Source organism: Rhodococcoides sp. S146-33 (assembly GCF_059489205.1).
Map to the genome: position 1 here is coordinate 236185 of NZ_JCAJWY010000002.1, position 17829 is coordinate 254013.

Sequence of the window (17829 nt, forward strand, 5' to 3'; positions counted from 1 at the left end):
TCGTCCCGGGCTCGTCGACCGCGTGCGCATGCATTTCGGTCAGCCAAGTTTCGAGCGCGTCGACGGTGTCGGGCTTCGCCGTGAGTGTGACCAGGAGGCCGACGTTGCGAGGTGCCACGCGAATCGTCGTCGGCGGGGCCTGCTTGGGAGCAGTCTTCGCCGCCGGGCGGAAAGACGCACCGGGGTGGTCGTCCCGAAGCCGCGGTTGCCCGAGCACCAGTTCACGGAGGGAGGTGGCCTCGGTTCGGTTGGTGTCGGGAATCAATCCACGACGACGGAGCTCGGGGGTGATCAATTCACCGAAGTCTCGGAACGTCTCGAAGTTGGTGACGCGAGCGATGTTGAAGCCGTCCACATCTGCCACCTCCATCCACTCCTCGAAGTGGTCGACGATCGTCTTCGGCGATCCGACGATGCTCGCGCTCATGCCGCCGACGCACAGCCATTCCGCCAATTTCCGCGGAGTCCATACCAATTCGCTGTCGACCCGGGTGAGCATGTCGCTGAACGCACGAATGCCGTCGCCCCGGAACTGATCCAGGGGCTTGTCGGGGTCGGCGCCGGAGAGATCCACTCCGGTCCAGCCGCCCCAGAGCGCCAGCGCGGCGTCGACCTGAGCGTGCTTCTGAACCTGCAGCAGCTTTTCGTGAGCGAGTTCGTCGGTCTCGGCCACGATGGGCGTGAGCATCATGATGATCTTCAGGCTTCGCGGATCACGCCCCTGTTCGGCTGCGAGCATCCGGTACTGATCGACGATGGGCCGCACGTCGTGCGGGTTGACTCCCACCAGGAACACCGCTTCTGCGTGCTTCGCGGCGAATTTACGGCCTCGGGCGGACGCACCTGCTTGGAACAGAAACGGTGTGCGCTGCGGCGACGGCTCACCGAGGTGGGCACCCGGGACCGTGAAGTACTTGCCGGCGTGGTTGATGTCGTGCACCTTCGAAGGCTCGGTGTAGACGCCACGCTCGCGGTCGCGTACCACGGCGTCCTCGTCCCACGAGCCCTCCCACAGCTTGTAGCAGACCTCCATGAACTCGTCTGCGATCTCGTAGCGCTCGTCGTGCGAAATCTGCTGTGTCAGGCCGAGATTGACCGCCGCGCTCTGCTGGTAGGACGTGACAACGTTCCATGCCACGCGCCCCTTGGTGAGGTGATCGAGAGTCGTCATCGTCTTGGCGAACTTGTAGGGCAATTCGTAGGTGGACGAGACCGTCGCCCCGTAGCTTAGCGTCTTCGTGGCTGCGGCCATGGCGGAGATCGTCAACAGTGGATCGGCGACCGGAGCCTGTGCGGCAGTGCGCAACGCAGCATCGCGGTTGCCGCCGTACACGTCGTAGAAGCCCAGTACGTCGGCAAGGAAAAGAATGTCGAATCCAGCGGCTTCCAGGGTCTGCGCCAGTTCCACCCAGTACTCGATATCGGTGTATCGGTGGGTCTGATCATCGGCGTCGGTCCACATACCCGGGTTCTGGTGTACCACGCACGCCATGTCGAAAGCGCTCAGAACGAGCTGCTTGCGTGCGGTGTCCGGCCGTGCGTTCATGTCTGGCTCTTTCGATCGGTGTGTCAGTGCGAGGTCGAGCTGCGTTATCCGCAGACGGATTCAGACTTTGGCTGCGATGACGTCGAACGGCTGCACCGTCGGCGCTCGGTCCAACAGCTCCTCGGACAGTCGCGTCAGGACCGGATGGGTATCGGTGGCCGATCTGTCCGAATACTCGGAGGAGTCGAAGATTCCGAACTCGGTGTTGGTGATTCGGTACGCGTACCACGTGGCGGTCTTCGGATCTCGAGCCACGGCCCCCAGGGCTTCGCCGAGAATGGCAGCGACCTCGTCCTGCCTTCCCTCTTTCGCGACGAGGTGAATCAATGTTCCGTTGTTGAGCGCCATGCGACGGAGAGTCCTCACTGTCGGGTAGACCTGGAGTCCACCGCATCGATTCGAGCAGAGCATCGACCCTGAAGCTAACCCGTCCGCATCGTGATAGCGACGGTTCGAATCACGCTGATTCGAAGCCTGGCCTGTCGGGCGCGCGTCGTGACTCTTTTTCGCAGAGCGAGTGCGAGGTCGACCGCCTGCCAGAACACGATTCCGACGACGATCGACAGGACGAATGCCAGCACGGGGTGGTCGTCGCGTAGTGGCAGGTAGACCTGAAAATGGGTGAGGTAGATGAAAAGCGAGGCGCTCGCCAACACTCCTGCCACCCGGCTCAGTATCACGGGTAACGGAATCGACGATAGCCATACCAGCATGCACAGACCGATGGAGACGATGGCTTCTCGTTGTGTATCGCCGAAGAAGAACCCGGGCACCGTGCCCACGACTGTCACCGTCACGCACAGTCGTTTTCGGACGGTGTTCGCCTGCGCCGCAGCCCAACCCAATGCGAACAACCAGAAGACCACCGACGCGGTCAGGATGCGGTTGGGACTGTTGTCGATGTCGACCAGGCCGTAGCGGGTGACGAGTCCCAGGCCCATGAGTCCCATCGGGAACCAGAAGGGGTGACAGCGCTCGAGGCGATAGAGAAACGGCACGAAGAGCAGCGCAGCAACGGCGAGAACGATGTACACGATCGCTTCGACGAACCAGTACCGCCATTCCGCAGACCACCCGTCCGTTCCGAGGATTCCGTTGAGCAGAAAGGCACTGGTGATTCGGTAGTCGCCGGTGAGGGCGATGACCGATCCGATCCACAGCATGCTGGGAACGGCTATTCTGGCGACGCTTCGCAATACACGTCGAATCTGCTCGTTGCGATCGGCTGCGCCGAGGTGAAAGCGGGCGAAGTTGTAGCCGGCGATTCCTAGTAGGACGTGTGCTCCGCCGAGTACCGCGAACAGGTGAATGTGTGAGCCTACGATCAGAACGATCGCCAGTGCCCGCAGCACAACGTTCGTCTCCACTCGGCACCAACCGCGGTGCATGCGCGGGCCACGAACCAATTCTCGCACCGGTGTGTTGTGCCAGTTCTCGGGGAGATGGCCCAGCATGGTTTCCAGTCGCAGGGACATACGGACGTACGACAAGGAGTCGCCGCCCGAACTCACGAACGTGCTGTCGTCATCCACCTGTGAGCAGTGCAGTATGTCGGCGAACAGCGCCTTCACGTCAGCGGTGGTCGAGACGGCGTCCGTCGGGTCGAGTTCGTGCCGGTCCGCGATGGCCGCAACCGCTCGCAAATCGGGTTTGCCGGTGGGCGTTCGCGGCAGTTCGTCGACGAGGCACACTCGGACCGCGGCAACGGGGAGGCTGCTCGTTCGAGCGGCCGTGCGGCGGGCCTCGTCGACGTCTCCGCCTGCCATGACGACGACCAACTCGTCGACACCACCGGTGCAGCACGCCGTCAGCCCGTGCCGTGCGAGTGCGGACTCGAGGTGCTGTAGGTCGATGCGCAGGCCGAACACCTTCGCGAATCGACTTCGGCGCCCCACCACCTCGTAGAACCCGTCGTCCGTGAGCCGCGCGATGTCGCCGGTGTACAGTTCGCCCGCGAGGATGTCACCTAGGCGAAGGTCGTCGGGACCCTCTGCGTAGCCGAGCATGACGTTCGGTCCGGAGTAAACGAGTTCGCCTGTGCCATCGGGGAAGTCGTCGACTGCCTCGAGGCGAAAGATACCGCCGGGAATCGGACGACCGATGGTGTGCGGGTGGGTAGCGGCGAGATCGGGTGGCAGATAGGCCATTCGAGCGGTCGCCTCGGTCTGCCCGTACATGACGAACAAGTCCCATCCCCGACGTCGACCGAGTTCGGCGTATTTCCGGACGCGGTCCGCCGGCATCTTGCCACCGGCCTGCGTGATGTAGCGCAAATCGGGCAGATCCAGCTGCTCGAAGCCCATCCGGTCGAGCAGATCGAAGGTGTACGGCACGCCTGCGAACGTCGTTCCGCGCTGAGCCCGCACGAGGGTCCAGAAGTCGGGATCGGTGACGGACGAATCGGTCAGAATCAATGCGGCACCGCGCAGAAGGTGGCTGTGCACGACCGACAACCCGTAGCAGTAGTGCATGGGCAGCGTCGTCACAGCTCGGTCGGTGGAGCGGATGCCGAGATACTCGGCGATCGACTCGGCGTTGGACTGCACGTTTCGATGCGAGAGACGGACGAGCTTGGGCGAACCGGTCGAGCCGGACGTGCTCAGAAGCAACGCGAGGTCGGGGTGCAGGTGGAGCCCGGGTTGTCGGTCGTCCTTCTCGATAACACTGCGGCCGTCGACGGTGCGTACCACCACATCGGGCCGGTAGGCGTCGATCAGGCCGTCGAGGTGGCCGGAACTGTCGCCCGGAGCCACCAGCACCGGATGCCCGGCCCGCAGCGCCGCCAGATACGTGACGATCACGTCGACGTCGTTGGAACCGGCGATCAGCACGAGACGGCGCGTCGTCCCGAGTTCCGGTACACGACGCTCGACGCGTTCGTCGAGGTCACGGTAGGTGAGCGTCTCGTGTGCCGTGATCAGGGCAGGTTGGTCACCGAAGCGGCCGAGCTCGCGCGCGAAGCGCACACCGGGGCGGTCGAGGTAAGTCATCTCGCTGAGCACCGACGGAGTCTATATAAGGAATGCCGAACCTAACTAGAACCCCTGTAGGGCTCGCATTGCTCGGGATCGTCATGGTCACGCCAGGGGGCGAAGCGGCCGTGGCCTAATCTCGAGGTCGATGCGCATCGCGGTAGTGGAGGACGACGACGGCGTCGGCGACGCGTTGGTGGACGCGTTGACCGAGGTGGGGCACGCCCCTGTCCGCATGCGCCGCGGTGCCGACGTGCTCCTGGGCTATCACCGGATGGACATCGTGCTCCTGGATCTCGGGCTACCGGACATGGACGGCCTCGACGTCCTTCGTAAGCTACGGACCCTGACTTCGATTCCGGTTGTGGTACTCACCGCACGCGACGACGAGCGGTCGGTGGTGCGTGCTCTGCGCACCGGTGCCGACGATTACGTCGTCAAGCCGGCTCGGTTGGGGGAGTTGCATGCGCGGCTCGAGGTGGCGGCGCGGCGTCGGAGCACCACGAGTGATGTCGGCGCAGACAGGCTGGTTCTCGGCGACATCGTCGTCGACCTGGTCGGTCGAGAGGTCGACGTCGACGGACGAGACATCGCGCTGACCACGAAGGAATTCGATCTGCTGGCGCATCTGGTGACTCGGCGCGGCGAAGCAGTCAGCCGGGAACAGTTGATGGACGCCATCTGGGGTGATGCGTACGTTGCGATTTCGCGGACGCTCGATGTGCACATGACGGCGTTGCGCTCCAAGCTCGATCGGCCCGGCACCATCGTCACCATTCGCGGCTTCGGCTACCGCTGGGACGGCTGACGTGCGACTGCGTGTACTGATGGTGCTGATGATCTACTCGACCGTCGTCGTGCTGGCGTTGGCGGTCCCGTTGGCTCTGCTGGTGGGCCGGGAGCGGACCCAGCGATTCGCCGAGAACAGGACAGCCGCGGCAACGTTTTTCGCAGATCTGGGGTCGCGTGAGGACCGGTCCGGGATCCCTCGCCTTCAGGAATCTGTTCAGCGTTACAGCACTCTGTACGGCGAGGGAATCGCCGTCGTCGATCGCAACGGGCAGGCGCGTGCGCTTTCCGGCCTGGATTTCGAACGGGCCGACGTGCAGGAGGCAATCGCAGGAGCATTGCGAAATCAACGGGGTGAGATGCCGTCGAGTCTGGTGCCGTGGTCGCAGCCGACGGCGTTGATCGCCGCACCGGTCGGCGGCGGAACCCAGGTGGACGGCGCGGTGGTCCTCGAGGCGTCGACTGCCTCGGCACGTCGGGATGTCGGTACTGCCTGGATGGTGATCGCCGGCGGAGCTCTCCTGATTCTCGCAACGGTGGCGGTGATCGCTGTTGCGTTGTCACGCTGGGTCGTTCGGCCCCTGACTGCATTGTCCTCGCGCGTTCATTCGTTCGGCGGCAAGTTCCACGATCGGCTACCGGTCGACGAGGCACCGACGACGAAGCCGGCCGCTTACGACGGGCCACCGGAGGTTCGCGAGCTGTCCCGGGCCTTCGACGCCATGGCCGACGATGTGGAGGCAGCTACCGCGGCGCAGCGCAGATTGGTTGCAGATACTGCTCACTCGCTCCGTAACCCGTTGGCTGCGTTGAGGATACGAATGGACGTGCTCGGGATGCGTGTGCCCGATTCGGCAGCCGAATCGCACCGTCGGACCACCCTCGAGGTCGACCGCCTCAGTGCCGTCGTCGAAGACCTGCTCGCTCTCGCGGCCGCCGAAGCCCCGTCCGGCACGCGATCGACAGGGTGTGATCCGAGCGAAGTCATTGCGGATCGGGCGGAGTTCTGGTCGAACGCAGTAGTGCTGGCAGGCATGAGTGTCCACGTCTCGTTGCAGGAGTCCGAGGACGACGGCCGAGTGACGATGTCCGAGGACGACCTGACTCGGATCTTCGATGCCCTACTGAGCAACGCCACCAAGTACGCGGGGGCAGGTTCGCACGTCGAGATCGGACGTCGAACATCGGACACCGACATCACGGTGTGGGTTTCCGATACCGGGCCCGGCGTTCCTGACGACGAGCTGCCGAACGTCGTCGATCGATTCTTTCGGGCGTCGACTGCGCACGGCGATGGAACCGGCCTCGGTCTGTCCATCGTCCATGCGCTCACCGACCGGGCGGGCGGATCCCTCCGGGTCGTGTCTCGTCGTCCATCGGGACTGCATGTCGAGATTCGGCTACCGAGGGCCGTTTCCTAAGGGAGTGTTAGGAATCGCGAAACAGCTTGGTTCTGGCTGTGCTGGGGGTCACAGTGGAGGGACTCGGTTGCCGAAGCGAGTTCGGTGACCCACCCGACAACTATCCGTGGAAGGACCTGCCCATGGCCAACGAGGCCACCTCGACCGCTGGTTCATCTCGTCCGACACCGCCGGTCTCGTCTCCCGCCGCCACCCGTCGCGCCGTCTACAACACATTGCGTGGGTCGTCGGGCAACCTCGTCGAGTGGTACGACGTGTACGTCTACACCGTCTTCGCGACGTATTTCGAGAATCAATTCTTCGATTCGGCAGACAAGAACTCGACGATCTACGTCTACGGCATCTTCGCTGTCACCTTCCTGATGCGTCCGGTCGGTTCGTGGTTCTTCGGACGCTACGCAGACCGCAGAGGCCGTCGTGCCGCGTTGACGTTCAGTGTCTCGCTGATGGCGGCATGCTCGATGGTCATCGCGTTCACCCCCGGGCGGGAGAGTATCGGCGTGTGGGCCGCCGTCATCCTCATCCTGTGCCGTCTGGTGCAGGGCTTCGCCACCGGTGGTGAGTACGGAGCGTCGGCCACCTACATGTCCGAGGCGGCCACCCGTGAGCGTCGCGGCTTCTTCTCCTCGTTCCAATACGTCACGCTGATCGGCGGACACGTTCTGGCGCAGGTGACGCTGCTGTTGATGCAGGTCTTCTTCGAGCGGGAGCAGATCGAGGACTTCGGTTGGCGGATCGCGTTCTTCATCGGCGGCGTCGCCGCCGTGGTCGTCTTCTGGTTGCGCCGCAGTATGGACGAGTCGCTCACCAAGGATCAGCTCGAGGCCGTTCGTAGCGGAGCCGATCAATCTTCGGGATCCATGAGAGAACTGGTCACCAAGCACTGGCGCGCCCTGCTGATCTGCTTCATGGTGACCGCCGGCGGCACCATCGCGTTCTACACCTACAGCGTCAACGCACCCTCGATGATCAAGGCTGCCTACGAGGACCGCGGAATGACCGGAACATGGATCAACCTGTTCGGGTTGGTCTTCCTCATGCTGCTGCAGCCCATCGGCGGGTTGATCAGCGACAAGGTGGGCCGCAAGCCGCTGCTCGTATTCTTCGGCGTCGGCGGCGTGCTGTACACCTACGTGCTCATCACCTACCTGCCGTCGGCGACGTCGGTGGTGCAGTCGCTGGCGTTGGTCTGCGTCGGCTACGTCATTCTCACCGGCTACACGTCGATCAATGCGATCGTCAAAGCCGAGCTGTTCCCTTCGCACATCCGTGCTCTCGGGGTCGGTTTGGGATACGCACTCGCGAACTCTGCCTTCGGCGGTACCGCTCCGCTGATCTATCAGGCCGCGAAGAACGGTGAGCACGTCGGCTGGTTCATCCTCTACGTGACGATCGTCATCGCGATCTCGCTGCTGGTGTACATCTTCGTGCTGCGGAACAAGACGGAGACCGTGCTCGACCGAGAGCAGGGGCGCGCATTCGAGCGACCTGTGGCGTCTTACAGTAAGTGACATGTTTCGGCCCGCAGCGTTGTTCTCTCGAAGGACAGCTCTGCGGGCCGCTCTCGTTTCCTCGGTGGCCGTTGCGACGGGAGCGTGCGCTTCGGACCCGCCGCCACGGTTGCGTCTCGCCGCCGGTGAGGTCGGCGGCTTTTTCTGGGAGTTCGCCGGACTGTTGGCAGATGGTGCCGCAGACACCGGTGCAGCGGAGGTCGTTCCGCTGACGTCGGCCGGCTCCCTCGACAACCTCGAGGCGCTCGATGCCGGACGGGCCGAATTGGCGCTGACTCTCATCGATGCGGCGTACAGCCATCCGAGCGCAGATCTCGTGGCGGTCGGGTGCGTGTACGAGAACTATTTCCAGGTAGCAGTACGAGCGGACTCCGACATTCGGACTGCAGGTGATCTGCGAGGGCGTCGGGTGAGTATCGGAGCCACGGGGTCCGGTGCGACCATGGTGTCGCAACGGGTTCTCGAAGCGGTGGGCGTCTCCGGATCGGCTGCGGTCGAGCAGGTCGAGTTGTCGATGACCTCGGCCGCAGATGCGTTGGCCGACAACAAGATCGACGCGGTGATGTGGGCTGGTGGATTGCCGACTCCGGCGTTCGCCGAGCCACGCACCGCGATCCGCTTGCTCGATCTGGGAGCCGTCGTCGCTGATCTTCGCCGCGAATTCGGTACCGCCTACGAGGCGGTGCTCGTTCCGGCGAACGTATACGGCGAGCATCCGGAGGTGACCACCGTCGGGATTCCGAACGTGCTTTTGGCGCACCCCGCGGTGCCCGACGGCGTTGTCGCGACATTGGTGGGAGTACTGCTGGATCGATCGTCCGCACTGGTTCCGGGGCAGGCGGTCGGCAGTCAGTTCCTCGACGCCCGATCGCTCGTCATGACCGGAAGCATTCCCCTGCACCCCGGAGCCGAGCAGGAATACCGCCGACGACACGGGTGATCGACGGGCGCTACCAGGTCACAACCTCGCAGCCAGTCGGTGGTAGGCCGCGTTCCATCGCAATGTCTGCTGGAACCCACGAGTAGTGGTGCCGGAATCGATGGCGAGCAGCTCGACTCCGATCATGTCCGAGAATGCTTCCAGTACGGGCAGACCGATGGCCGTGCTCAGAACAGTGTGGTGGGGTGCGCCGGCGGTCAACCATGATTCGGCCGATACCGACAGTGACGGTTGCGGTTCCCACACTGCGCAGGCCACGGGCAGTTTCGGCAATGCTTCGTCGGGTTCGACGACGTCGATCACGTTGGCCGTCAATCGGAATCGCTCACCGACGTCGGACAGCCCGACGACGACCCCGTGTCCCGGATCTGCGGTGAATCGCAGCCGCACCGGATCTTCACGGCCGCCGATCGACAGGGGGTGGATTTCCAGCGTTGGGCGCGACGTCGTGATGGACGGGCACACCTCCAGCATGTGGGCACCGAGGATCTTCTCCTCTCCGGGCACCAGATGGTAGGTGTAGTCCTCCATGAAGGACGTGCCCCCGTCGAGTCCATCGGCCATCACCTTCATGCCGCGCAACAACATCGAGGTCTTCCAGTCGCCCTCGCCGCCGAATCCGTAGCCGTCGGCCATCAGTCGTTGCACTGCGAGCCCCGGCAACTGGCGAAGCCCACCGAGGTCCTCGAAGTTGGTGGTGAATGCCTTGAATCCACCGTCGGTCAGGAACTGCCGCAGACCGGCTTCGACGCGGGCGCCGTAGCGGAGGGAGTCGTGGCGGTCACCTTCCTTGTCGAGACTGGGGGCGATGTCGTAGAGCGACCGATATTCGTCGACGAGTTCGGAGACGGCCGAATCACCGACGCTGTCGACCACGTCCACGAGATCGTTGACGCCGTAGGTGTTCACGGAGACGCCGAAGCGTAGTTGTGCCTCGACCTTGTCGCCCTCGGTGACCGCGACGTCGCGCATGTTGTCGCCGAAGCGGGCCAGCTTCAGCGATCGCAACTCGGCTCGGCCGAGTGCCGCACGTGCCCAGTGCTCCGCCCGCGTCCGTACCGACGGATTGTCGACGTGGCCTGCCACGGTGGTCCGCAGGACGCCGACCCTGGATTCGATGTGCCCGAATTCGCGATCACCGTGCGCAGCCTGGTTCAGATTCATGAACTCCATGTCGATCGTGGACCACGGCAACGACATTCCGGCTTGGGTGTGCAGGTGCAGCAGCGGAACGTCCAGTGCGTCGAGGCCTGCGATCCACATCTTGGCGGGGGAGAAGGTGTGCATCCAGGTGACGACGCCGATGCAGTCCTCGGCGGCGTTGGCCTCGCGCATGCACCGCAGGATCGCGGACGCGTCGAGCAGCACCGGCTTCCAGACGACGGACACCGGTAGGGCGTCGTCGAGTTTGTCTGCGATCTCTTGTGATTGGACTGCTACCTGCTCGAGCGTTTCGGGACCGTAGAGGCCTTGGCTGCCGGTGAGAAACCATACTTCGGACATGGAGAATGTGCCTTCCGTGGAAAGAGTGCGTGGCGCTGGTCAGCGCTGGCCGTAGACGTTCTGGTATCGGTCGTACAGTGCGTCGACCGAGGAGCTCGGAATGCGAAGTGGTTGTCCCAGTTGGTAAGACAGATGCACCGACCGTGCAACGTCCTCGCACATGACCGCCGCCTTGACGGCGGATCGAGCGTTGGGTCCCACTGCGAACACTCCATGGTTCTGCATCAGGACGGCGGGAGACCGACTCCCGGCCAGGGTGTCGACGATGCCGCGGCCGATCGAGTCGTCGCCGATGACGGCGAACGGACCCACCGGAATGTCGCCACCGAATTCGTCGGCGCACATCGTGGTGACGACCGGAATGGGTTCTCCTCGCGCAGCCCATGCGACTGCATAGGGCGAATGAGTGTGCACCACACCGTTGATGTGGTCGAGGTGGCGATAGACGTATGCCTGTGCCTCGGTGTCCGAGGAGGGCGCATGCTCACCTTCGACCACTCGACCGTGCAGATCGCACACCACCATGTTGTCCGGCGTCAGTTCGTCGTAGGAGACGCCGCTGGGTTTGATGACCATGAGATCTCGTCCGGGAACGCGCGCGGACACGTTGCCGGCCGTCCACACGACCAGTCCATAGCGCACCAATTCCGCATGCAGTGCGCACACGTCCTTGCGGATTTCCTCGACGACCTCGCGGACGTCGTCGACCACCGTCATTTCGCGTCCAGCTTCCTTGTCAGGGCGGCGCGTCGAAGTGTTCGCAGCCTGCGCATCGTCGGTACGAGTCGACCGAAGTGATCGTGCAGTTCCAGATAGATCTCGTACAGCGAGTCGTACGCCTTCGATCGTGTCTCGTCCGGAACGTAAGCACCGCGGCGAACCTTGCCCATCGATTTCGATGCGACTGGCACGTCGGGATAGCAGCCCGCGGCTACAGCGGCTTGGATGGCGGAGCCGAGTGCGGGTCCTTGCGCGGAAGCGATGACGGACAACGGCATTCGCAGTACATCCGCGTAGATCTGCATCAGCAGTGGGTTTCGGGCCAGACCCCCGGCCACGACGAATTCCTCGACCGGGACGCCGCTGTCACGAAATGTCTCGACGATGACGCGGGTACCGAACGCCGTAGCCTCGAGCAGTGCGCGATAGGTGTCCTCGGGCCGAGTGGCCAGTGTGGTTCCGACGACCAGCCCGGAAAGTTCGTGATCGACCAGCACCGACCGATTGCCGCTGTGCCAGTCGAGCGCGACCAGACCGTGCTCGCCCACGTCCTGCATGTCCGCGAGACGAGTGAGGTACTCGTGCACCGACTCCCCGGCTGCCGCCGCTGCGTCGGAGTACGACGCGGGAACCGAAGTGCGCGTGAACCATCCGAAGATGTCGCCGACGCCACTCTGGCCCGCCTCGTACCCGTAGGAGCCGGCCACGATGCCGCCGTCGACGACGCCGCACATGCCGGGAACGTCGGTCAACACGGTCGAACTCATCACGTGGCAGGTGGAAGTTCCCATGATGGCGACCATGCGACCCGACTCGACTGCGCCCGCAGCCGGTGCCGTGACGTGAGCATCCACGTTGCCGACCGCGACGGCAATTCCCTCGGGTAGCCCTGTCCATGCCGCAGCTTCGGCGGTCAATGTGCCTGCGCGCGAGCCCAGTTCGCCCAGAGGCTGATCGAGTTTGTCGGCGACGAATCCAGCGAAACCGGGCGCGAGCTCGGTCAGGAAATCGATCGAGGGATATTTCCCGTCCTGGTAGATGCCCTTGTAGCCCGCGGTGCAGGCGTTGCGTACGTAGGTTCCGCACAGCTGCCAGACGATCCAGTCGGCTGCCTCGACCCAACGGTCCATGGCCTCGTAGATCTCGGCGTCTTCCTCGTGAATCTGCAGCGCTTTGGCGAATTCCCATTCCGAGGAGATCAAGCCTCCGTAGCGGGGGAGCCAGCTCTCGCCGCGTCGGGCGGCCAGGTCGTTGATGCGATCGGCCTGTCCCTGCGCAGCATGGTGTTTCCACAGTTTGACGTATGCGTGTGGTCGATCGGCGAATCGAGGGTCTTCGTTGAGCGGGGTGCCGTCCGCGTAGGTGGGCACCATGGTGCAGGCGGTGAAGTCGGTACCGATGCCCACTACCTGGTCCGGTGCAATTCCGGCGGCCGCTACTGCTGCGGGAACCGCGTGGCGGAGGACGTCGCGATAGTCGTCCGGTACCTGCAGAGCCCAGGCGTCGGGCAGTCGGACGGTACTGCCGGGCAGAGTTTCCTCGAGCACGGCGTGGCGGTATTCGTGTACGGCAGATGCTATTTCGGCACCGTCGGAGACGCGCACGACTACTGCACGGCCGGAGAGAGTGCCGTAATCCACTCCTACCGTGTACTGGTCCACCAGCATGCAAATCTCCTTCGCTGTGCCACCGACTTGTGACGTGTGCAACATAGTGTGAGCGCTAACATCGAGTGAGTCAAGTAGCGCTCGTTCTTGGTTTTACGCAGACGCGCACATGCAAAACTGTGCATACTGGTGTGATGCAGACCACATCCGCGTCCGGTCGATGATCTCGGCCCGCTGGTCATGCATTTCACTCACCGAAGAGGAGAGCTCATGGCAGACAACCGCGCAGTCACGTACGCCGGACCTGGGAAGGTGGAGGTTCAGGACATCGCCTTTCCGGGCCTCGAGCTGACCGACGGACCCGGAGTCAACCCGGCCAACGTCGGCCGCAAATGTGAACACGGTGTGATCCTGAAGGTCGTCTCGACAAACATCTGCGGCAGCGACCAGCACATGGTTCGCGGGCGCACGACTGCACCCGAGGGGCTCGTACTGGGCCATGAGATCACCGGCGAAATCGTCGAGGTCGGACGTGACGTCGAATTCCTGAAGGTAGGAGACATCTGCTCGGTGCCGTTCAACATCGCGTGTGGACGGTGTCGAAACTGCAAGGAGCGCAAGACCGGTATCTGCCTCAACGTGAACCCCGATCGACCCGGCTCGGCGTTCGGGTACGTGGACATGGGCGGTTGGGTCGGAGGCCAGGCCGAGTACGTCATGGCACCGTACGCGGACTTCAACCTGTTGAAGTTTCCCGACCGAGACCAAGCGCTGGAGAAGATTCTGGACCTGACGATGTTGTCCGACATCTTTCCCACCGGATTTCACGGAGCCGTCACCGCAGGAGTGAAACCCGGTGCGACGGTCTACATTGCCGGTGCGGGTCCAGTCGGCCTCGCTGCTGCGGTCGGTGCGCAACTGCTGGGCGCGTCGGTGGTGATAGTCGGCGACATGAATGCCGACAGGCTGGCCCAAGCGCGAACCTTCGGCTGCGAGACCGTCGACGTCGGCAAGGGCGCACCGCAGGACCAGATCGAACAGATTCTCGGCATCCCTGAGGTCGACGCCGCGGTGGACGCAGTGGGCTTCGAAGCTCGCGGTCACGGTGGAGATTCGTCGCACGAGGCACCGGCGACGGTACTCAACTCGCTCATGGACATCACCACGGCGGGTGGTGGCATCGGAATCCCAGGGCTGTACGTCACCGGCGATCCGGGTGGTGTGGACGAGGCTGCGCAGCGCGGCGCTCTCTCGCTCAGTCTCGGTACCGGTTGGGCCAAGTCGCTGTCCTTCGCCACCGGGCAGTGCCCGGTGATGAGCTACCACCGCGAATTGATGAATGCAATTCTCAAGGAACGAGTTTCGATCGCCAAGGCTGTGAACGCCACGGTCATCACGCTCGACGATGCACCACGCGGCTACCGCGAATTCGACAGTGGTGTCGCGCAGAAATTCGTCATCGACCCGCACGGCATGATCGCCGGCTGACTACGTCCGACCCGGCAGTCGTTCGAGCCACCATCGCGAGAATGCGATGGTGGCTCGAACGTGTACTGCGCCGAGTTGGGCGGTCGTTCGGGCCACCTATGCTGGGGTGATGTTCCTACTCTTCGGTTTCGGCAGCAAGCGCAAACACGTCGGCCCCGGCGCAACGCGAACTGCCCGCGATGCCACAACACCACTCAGTGGATGCGGATGAAGCAGTACCAGCAGTTCACGCTGTTCTTCGTTCCGGTCGCGCGGTGGAAGCGCGTCGAATTCGAAGAGTGCGGAATCTGCGGAGCTGCCACTCAAGTGTGAGGAAACGAGAGTCACGCCGGAGCCAACACGACCGCCGAGTTGTGTCCGCCCATGCCCAATGACGATTTGACGGTCAATCCCGGTTCTGCAGTGGTGAATCCATCGATCAGCAGGGGATGGGCATCGGAGATCCGAGGTGCCGCTGGCACGATTGCGCGCTCGAATCCCATGACCGCAGAGATGGTTTCGATCGCCGACGCCGCACCCTGGCAATGTCCGGTCAACGGCTTCACCGAATACACCTGGGCGCGAGACTCGAGCACTGTCTCCAACATCTCCGTCTCCGCTGCATCGCATTGCGCGGTGCCGGGTCCGTGGGCATTGAGGTACCGCACCTGGCTGGGTGTGACGCCGGCGTCGGACAACGCCTCCTCGAAACAGGCCCGCACCTGAGTGAGTGACGGGTCGATCGAGGTGGCGTGGAAGGCGTCGTGCGTCATGGAACCGCCCAATACCCGAGCGTACGGCGCAGAGCTCCGATCGGACAGAACGAAAGCCGTTGCCGCCTCGCCCATTCCGAACCCTCGGCTGCCTTCCTGGAACGGCCGGCAGCCCTCCTGGGGCTCCACGTCGACGACGCCGACGCCGAGTTTGACGAAATGATCGATGTTCTCCGGCGTCAGCGACAGATCGGTGGCGACGAACACGACGTCGTCGACGAAGCCGGTATCGAGCCACATCTTGGCGGTCAGTAGGCCCGCGTTGCCCGACGCACACATGGCCGAGACGTTCATTGCGGGGCCGTGGAAGCCGTACTCCTGCATCAACAGCGACACCGGCGTCGACGGCATCAGTGTCAAGTAGTCCCGAACCCGGCGCTCGCCTCCGTCCTCCAGGTAGAAGTTTCGCCACTCGTCCACCTCTCCCAGGACAACCGCATGGATGAGACCGACACGTCGACCCGGACGCCAGCCCCGTGACATCGCGTCGTCGATCGCCTCGCGCGCGGCGCCACGAAGCGCCCGTCCGAACCGACTGCCATCGGCGTGGTCTCCACCTTCGGGTACTTTCGCCAGCCACACCGGATTTCTGCCCGGTCGAGTGCGATCGTGGTGGAGACTGGCCGCCGCCTTGCCCGAGGCGAGACCATTCCACAGCGCGTCCGTGCCCCAGCCGTAGCCGGACACTGCACCGATCCCGGTGATGTCGATCCCCTGAGTACTCATCGTCGATATCCGTTTCTTTGCGAGGTATACGAACCGGACTCGGCTCGCTCCTCGATTTAGCCCCTGAAACCGGTACTCGGTCCAGTCGGGAACGGGACGTTCGTTCTATATCGGGCATGAAACTGCACCGACATACGATCTGATGGTTCAATCGGGTGTTGACCGTCTGTCTACGAACGCGAGGACCGAGAATGGCCCCAGGGGAGCGCGCGAGCGTCGGCGACCCTGAATCGAGTCCCGCGTCGCCCGGATTGGCAGACCGCTACCGGGTTCTGGTCGAGCATTCACCGGATGCGATCGGAGTTCACCGACGGGGCGTACTGGTCTATCTGAATCCTGCCGGCATGCGGTATCTACGCGCAGAAAGCGCCGGAGACGTCATAGGTCGGCCGATCGTGGACTTCATCGCGGCCGAGTCGATCGGGCCCATGTTCGAGCGCATCGCCGCTCTCGACACTCACGGCACCGCCAGCGCAGCGTCGGAAGCAACGGTACTTGCACTCGACGGGACGACGCTGACGATGGAAGCAGTGTCCGTCCGCACGGTGTGGAACGGCGAGCCTGCGTTTCAGGTCATTCTGCGAGATCTCACCGAGCACAAGGCGGCACAAAAGGCGTTGCAGTACCAAGCCGCCTTGGTCGAGCACGTCAGCGATGCCATCGTGGGTGTTTCGTCGGACGGCCTGGTGTCGAGTTGGAACCCTGCCGCCGAATCGGTGTACGGCAGGTGCTCGGACGGCGTGCTCGGTCGCAGCGTCTCGTACGCGGTCGGCGTTCCGTGTGATCCGATCTCGATTCTTCGGGCCGGTGGACAGCTGTGCGAGTCGCATCGTCATGCGGACGGCACCGCGCTCGCGGTGGTGGTGTCCGCGGCCGAGATGCCCGACGGCTGGGTGTTGGTGTGCGCCGACCGAAGCGCGGTGAGACGCGCCGAGGACCACTTCACCGCGGTCGTGGAATCACTCGAAGCCGGGGTCGTCGTGCTCGATCACACCGGCCGAGTCGAGTCGGCGAACCTCGCTGCGAAGACCATCCTCGACCTTCAGGTCGGGGCCGAGACGGCAGGGCGGGCGTCATCCCTCCCATTTCGGGTGTACGGCACCGACGAGAGTCCGATTCACCCGTTCGAGCATCCGGTCGCCGTGACGAGAAAGACCGGTCAACCGAGCCAGGCGGTGATCGGCGTCGAGCGTCGACGAGACGGCAGGAACTTCTGGCTGTCGTTGACGGCGACGATGCTGAGTTCGGGCAGCCAGGCCCCCTCCGTAGTCGCCACGTTCGTCGACATCACCGATGCCTACCGGATGAACATGAAGCTCGAACATGCCGCGACGCACGACGATCTGACCGGGTTGCCGAACCGGCCGCTGATCCTGGCACGGCTCGACGAAGAGCTGGCGCGGCCGGCTCGCGACGACGCGATGGCCGTGCTGTTCATAGACCTCGACAACTTCAAGACGATCAACGACCTGCACGGACATATCGTCGGCGACGCCGTGCTCGGTGTGGTTGCCGCACGTCTGACCAGGGCGCTTCCGGCCGATGCCTTCGTCGGACGTATCGGTGGCGACGAGTTCGTGGCAGTGATTCCGCATCGTGCGGGCACCGAAGCCGACGATGTGCGCGCCGAACTGGCCTCTCCCATCACGACCGGGGGACGGGTATTGACGGTGACGGCGAGCATCGGTGGTGTCGCCGTCGATCGCGACGACACCCGAAGCGCGATGGACATCCTCGATGACGCCGATCACGAGATGTACCAGTCCAAGCCCGCAACGCAGTTTCTCTCGCAGGGGTAACAACGGCGGTAACGATTTGTCGTACCGGTTTTCGATGTGACGCATGGTGCATGTG

At 63.7% G+C, this 17829-nt stretch carries 12 protein-coding genes and 2 pseudogenes; 7 read left to right on the forward strand and 7 right to left on the reverse strand.

What is annotated here, in order from left to right:
* Positions 1-160: 160 nt before the first annotated feature.
* From AC5WEY_RS09785 to AC5WEY_RS09795, 3 genes and pseudogenes are all read right to left on the reverse strand, one after another.
* A pseudogene (locus AC5WEY_RS09785) lies at positions 161-1546 on the reverse strand (LLM class flavin-dependent oxidoreductase); the annotation flags it as partial.
* A 60-nt stretch (positions 1547-1606) separates the two neighbouring features.
* On the reverse strand, positions 1607-1894 hold the full coding sequence (locus AC5WEY_RS09790) for a hypothetical protein (RefSeq protein ID WP_495645765.1): 288 nt from the start codon (positions 1892-1894) through the stop codon (positions 1607-1609).
* Positions 1895-1968: 74 nt separating this feature from the next.
* Entirely contained in the window at positions 1969-4536 is a 2568-nt protein-coding gene (locus AC5WEY_RS09795; RefSeq protein WP_495646520.1) for an AMP-binding protein, read from the reverse strand.
* A gap of 130 nt (positions 4537-4666) precedes the next feature.
* Here AC5WEY_RS09795 and AC5WEY_RS09800 point away from each other — a divergent pair, with 130 nt between their 5' ends.
* From AC5WEY_RS09800 to AC5WEY_RS09815, 4 genes are all read left to right on the forward strand, one after another.
* The gene (locus tag AC5WEY_RS09800) at positions 4667-5326 is read left to right on the forward strand and encodes a response regulator transcription factor (protein WP_495645766.1); all 660 of its coding nucleotides are present in this window, start codon (positions 4667-4669) and stop codon (positions 5324-5326) included.
* Between the two features lies 1 nt (position 5327).
* Positions 5328-6728 carry a sensor histidine kinase gene (locus AC5WEY_RS09805; protein ID WP_495645767.1) on the forward strand — a complete coding sequence of 467 codons (1401 nt, stop codon included), beginning with the start codon at positions 5328-5330 and terminating at the stop codon, positions 6726-6728.
* Positions 6729-6850: 122 nt separating this feature from the next.
* Positions 6851-8239 carry an MFS transporter gene (locus AC5WEY_RS09810; protein WP_495646521.1) on the forward strand — a complete coding sequence of 463 codons (1389 nt, stop codon included), beginning with the start codon at positions 6851-6853 and terminating at the stop codon, positions 8237-8239.
* Between the two features lies 1 nt (position 8240).
* Complete coding sequence (locus AC5WEY_RS09815) at positions 8241-9179, forward strand: TAXI family TRAP transporter solute-binding subunit (protein ID WP_495645768.1); 939 nt, start codon at positions 8241-8243, stop codon at positions 9177-9179.
* 18 nt (positions 9180-9197) lie between these two features.
* Here the strand turns inward: AC5WEY_RS09815 and araA are convergent, their stop codons facing one another.
* The 3 genes from araA to araB are packed head-to-tail and all read right to left on the reverse strand — an operon-like array spanning position 9198 to position 13069.
* Positions 9198-10682, reverse strand: a complete 1485-nt coding sequence (gene araA / locus AC5WEY_RS09820) for an L-arabinose isomerase (protein ID WP_495645769.1) — start codon at positions 10680-10682, stop codon at positions 9198-9200.
* Positions 10683-10721: 39 nt separating this feature from the next.
* Complete coding sequence (locus tag AC5WEY_RS09825; RefSeq protein ID WP_495645770.1) at positions 10722-11399, reverse strand: L-ribulose-5-phosphate 4-epimerase; 678 nt, start codon at positions 11397-11399, stop codon at positions 10722-10724.
* Positions 11396-13069: a ribulokinase gene (gene araB, locus AC5WEY_RS09830; RefSeq protein WP_495645771.1), complete on the reverse strand. Its 1674-nt coding sequence runs from the start codon at positions 13067-13069 to the stop codon at positions 11396-11398. The genes AC5WEY_RS09825 and araB overlap by 4 nt, the downstream gene beginning before the upstream one ends.
* A 210-nt stretch (positions 13070-13279) precedes the next feature.
* Between araB and fdhA the strand changes: the two genes are divergently transcribed.
* Positions 13280-14497, forward strand: a complete 1218-nt coding sequence (fdhA, locus tag AC5WEY_RS09835; protein WP_057476509.1) for a formaldehyde dehydrogenase, glutathione-independent — start codon at positions 13280-13282, stop codon at positions 14495-14497.
* 109 nt (positions 14498-14606) lie between these two features.
* Positions 14607-14809: pseudogene (locus AC5WEY_RS09840) on the forward strand (zinc-ribbon domain-containing protein).
* An 11-nt stretch (positions 14810-14820) separates the two neighbouring features.
* Here the strand turns inward: AC5WEY_RS09840 and AC5WEY_RS09845 are convergent.
* Entirely contained in the window at positions 14821-15975 is a 1155-nt protein-coding gene (locus AC5WEY_RS09845; RefSeq protein WP_057476510.1) for a beta-ketoacyl synthase N-terminal-like domain-containing protein, read from the reverse strand.
* A gap of 191 nt (positions 15976-16166) precedes the next feature.
* On the opposite strand from AC5WEY_RS09845, the gene AC5WEY_RS09850 reads away from it, so the two are divergent.
* Positions 16167-17774, forward strand: coding sequence for a sensor domain-containing protein (locus tag AC5WEY_RS09850; protein ID WP_495645772.1), 1608 nt, complete (start codon positions 16167-16169; stop codon positions 17772-17774).
* Positions 17775-17829: the final 55 nt, after the last annotated feature.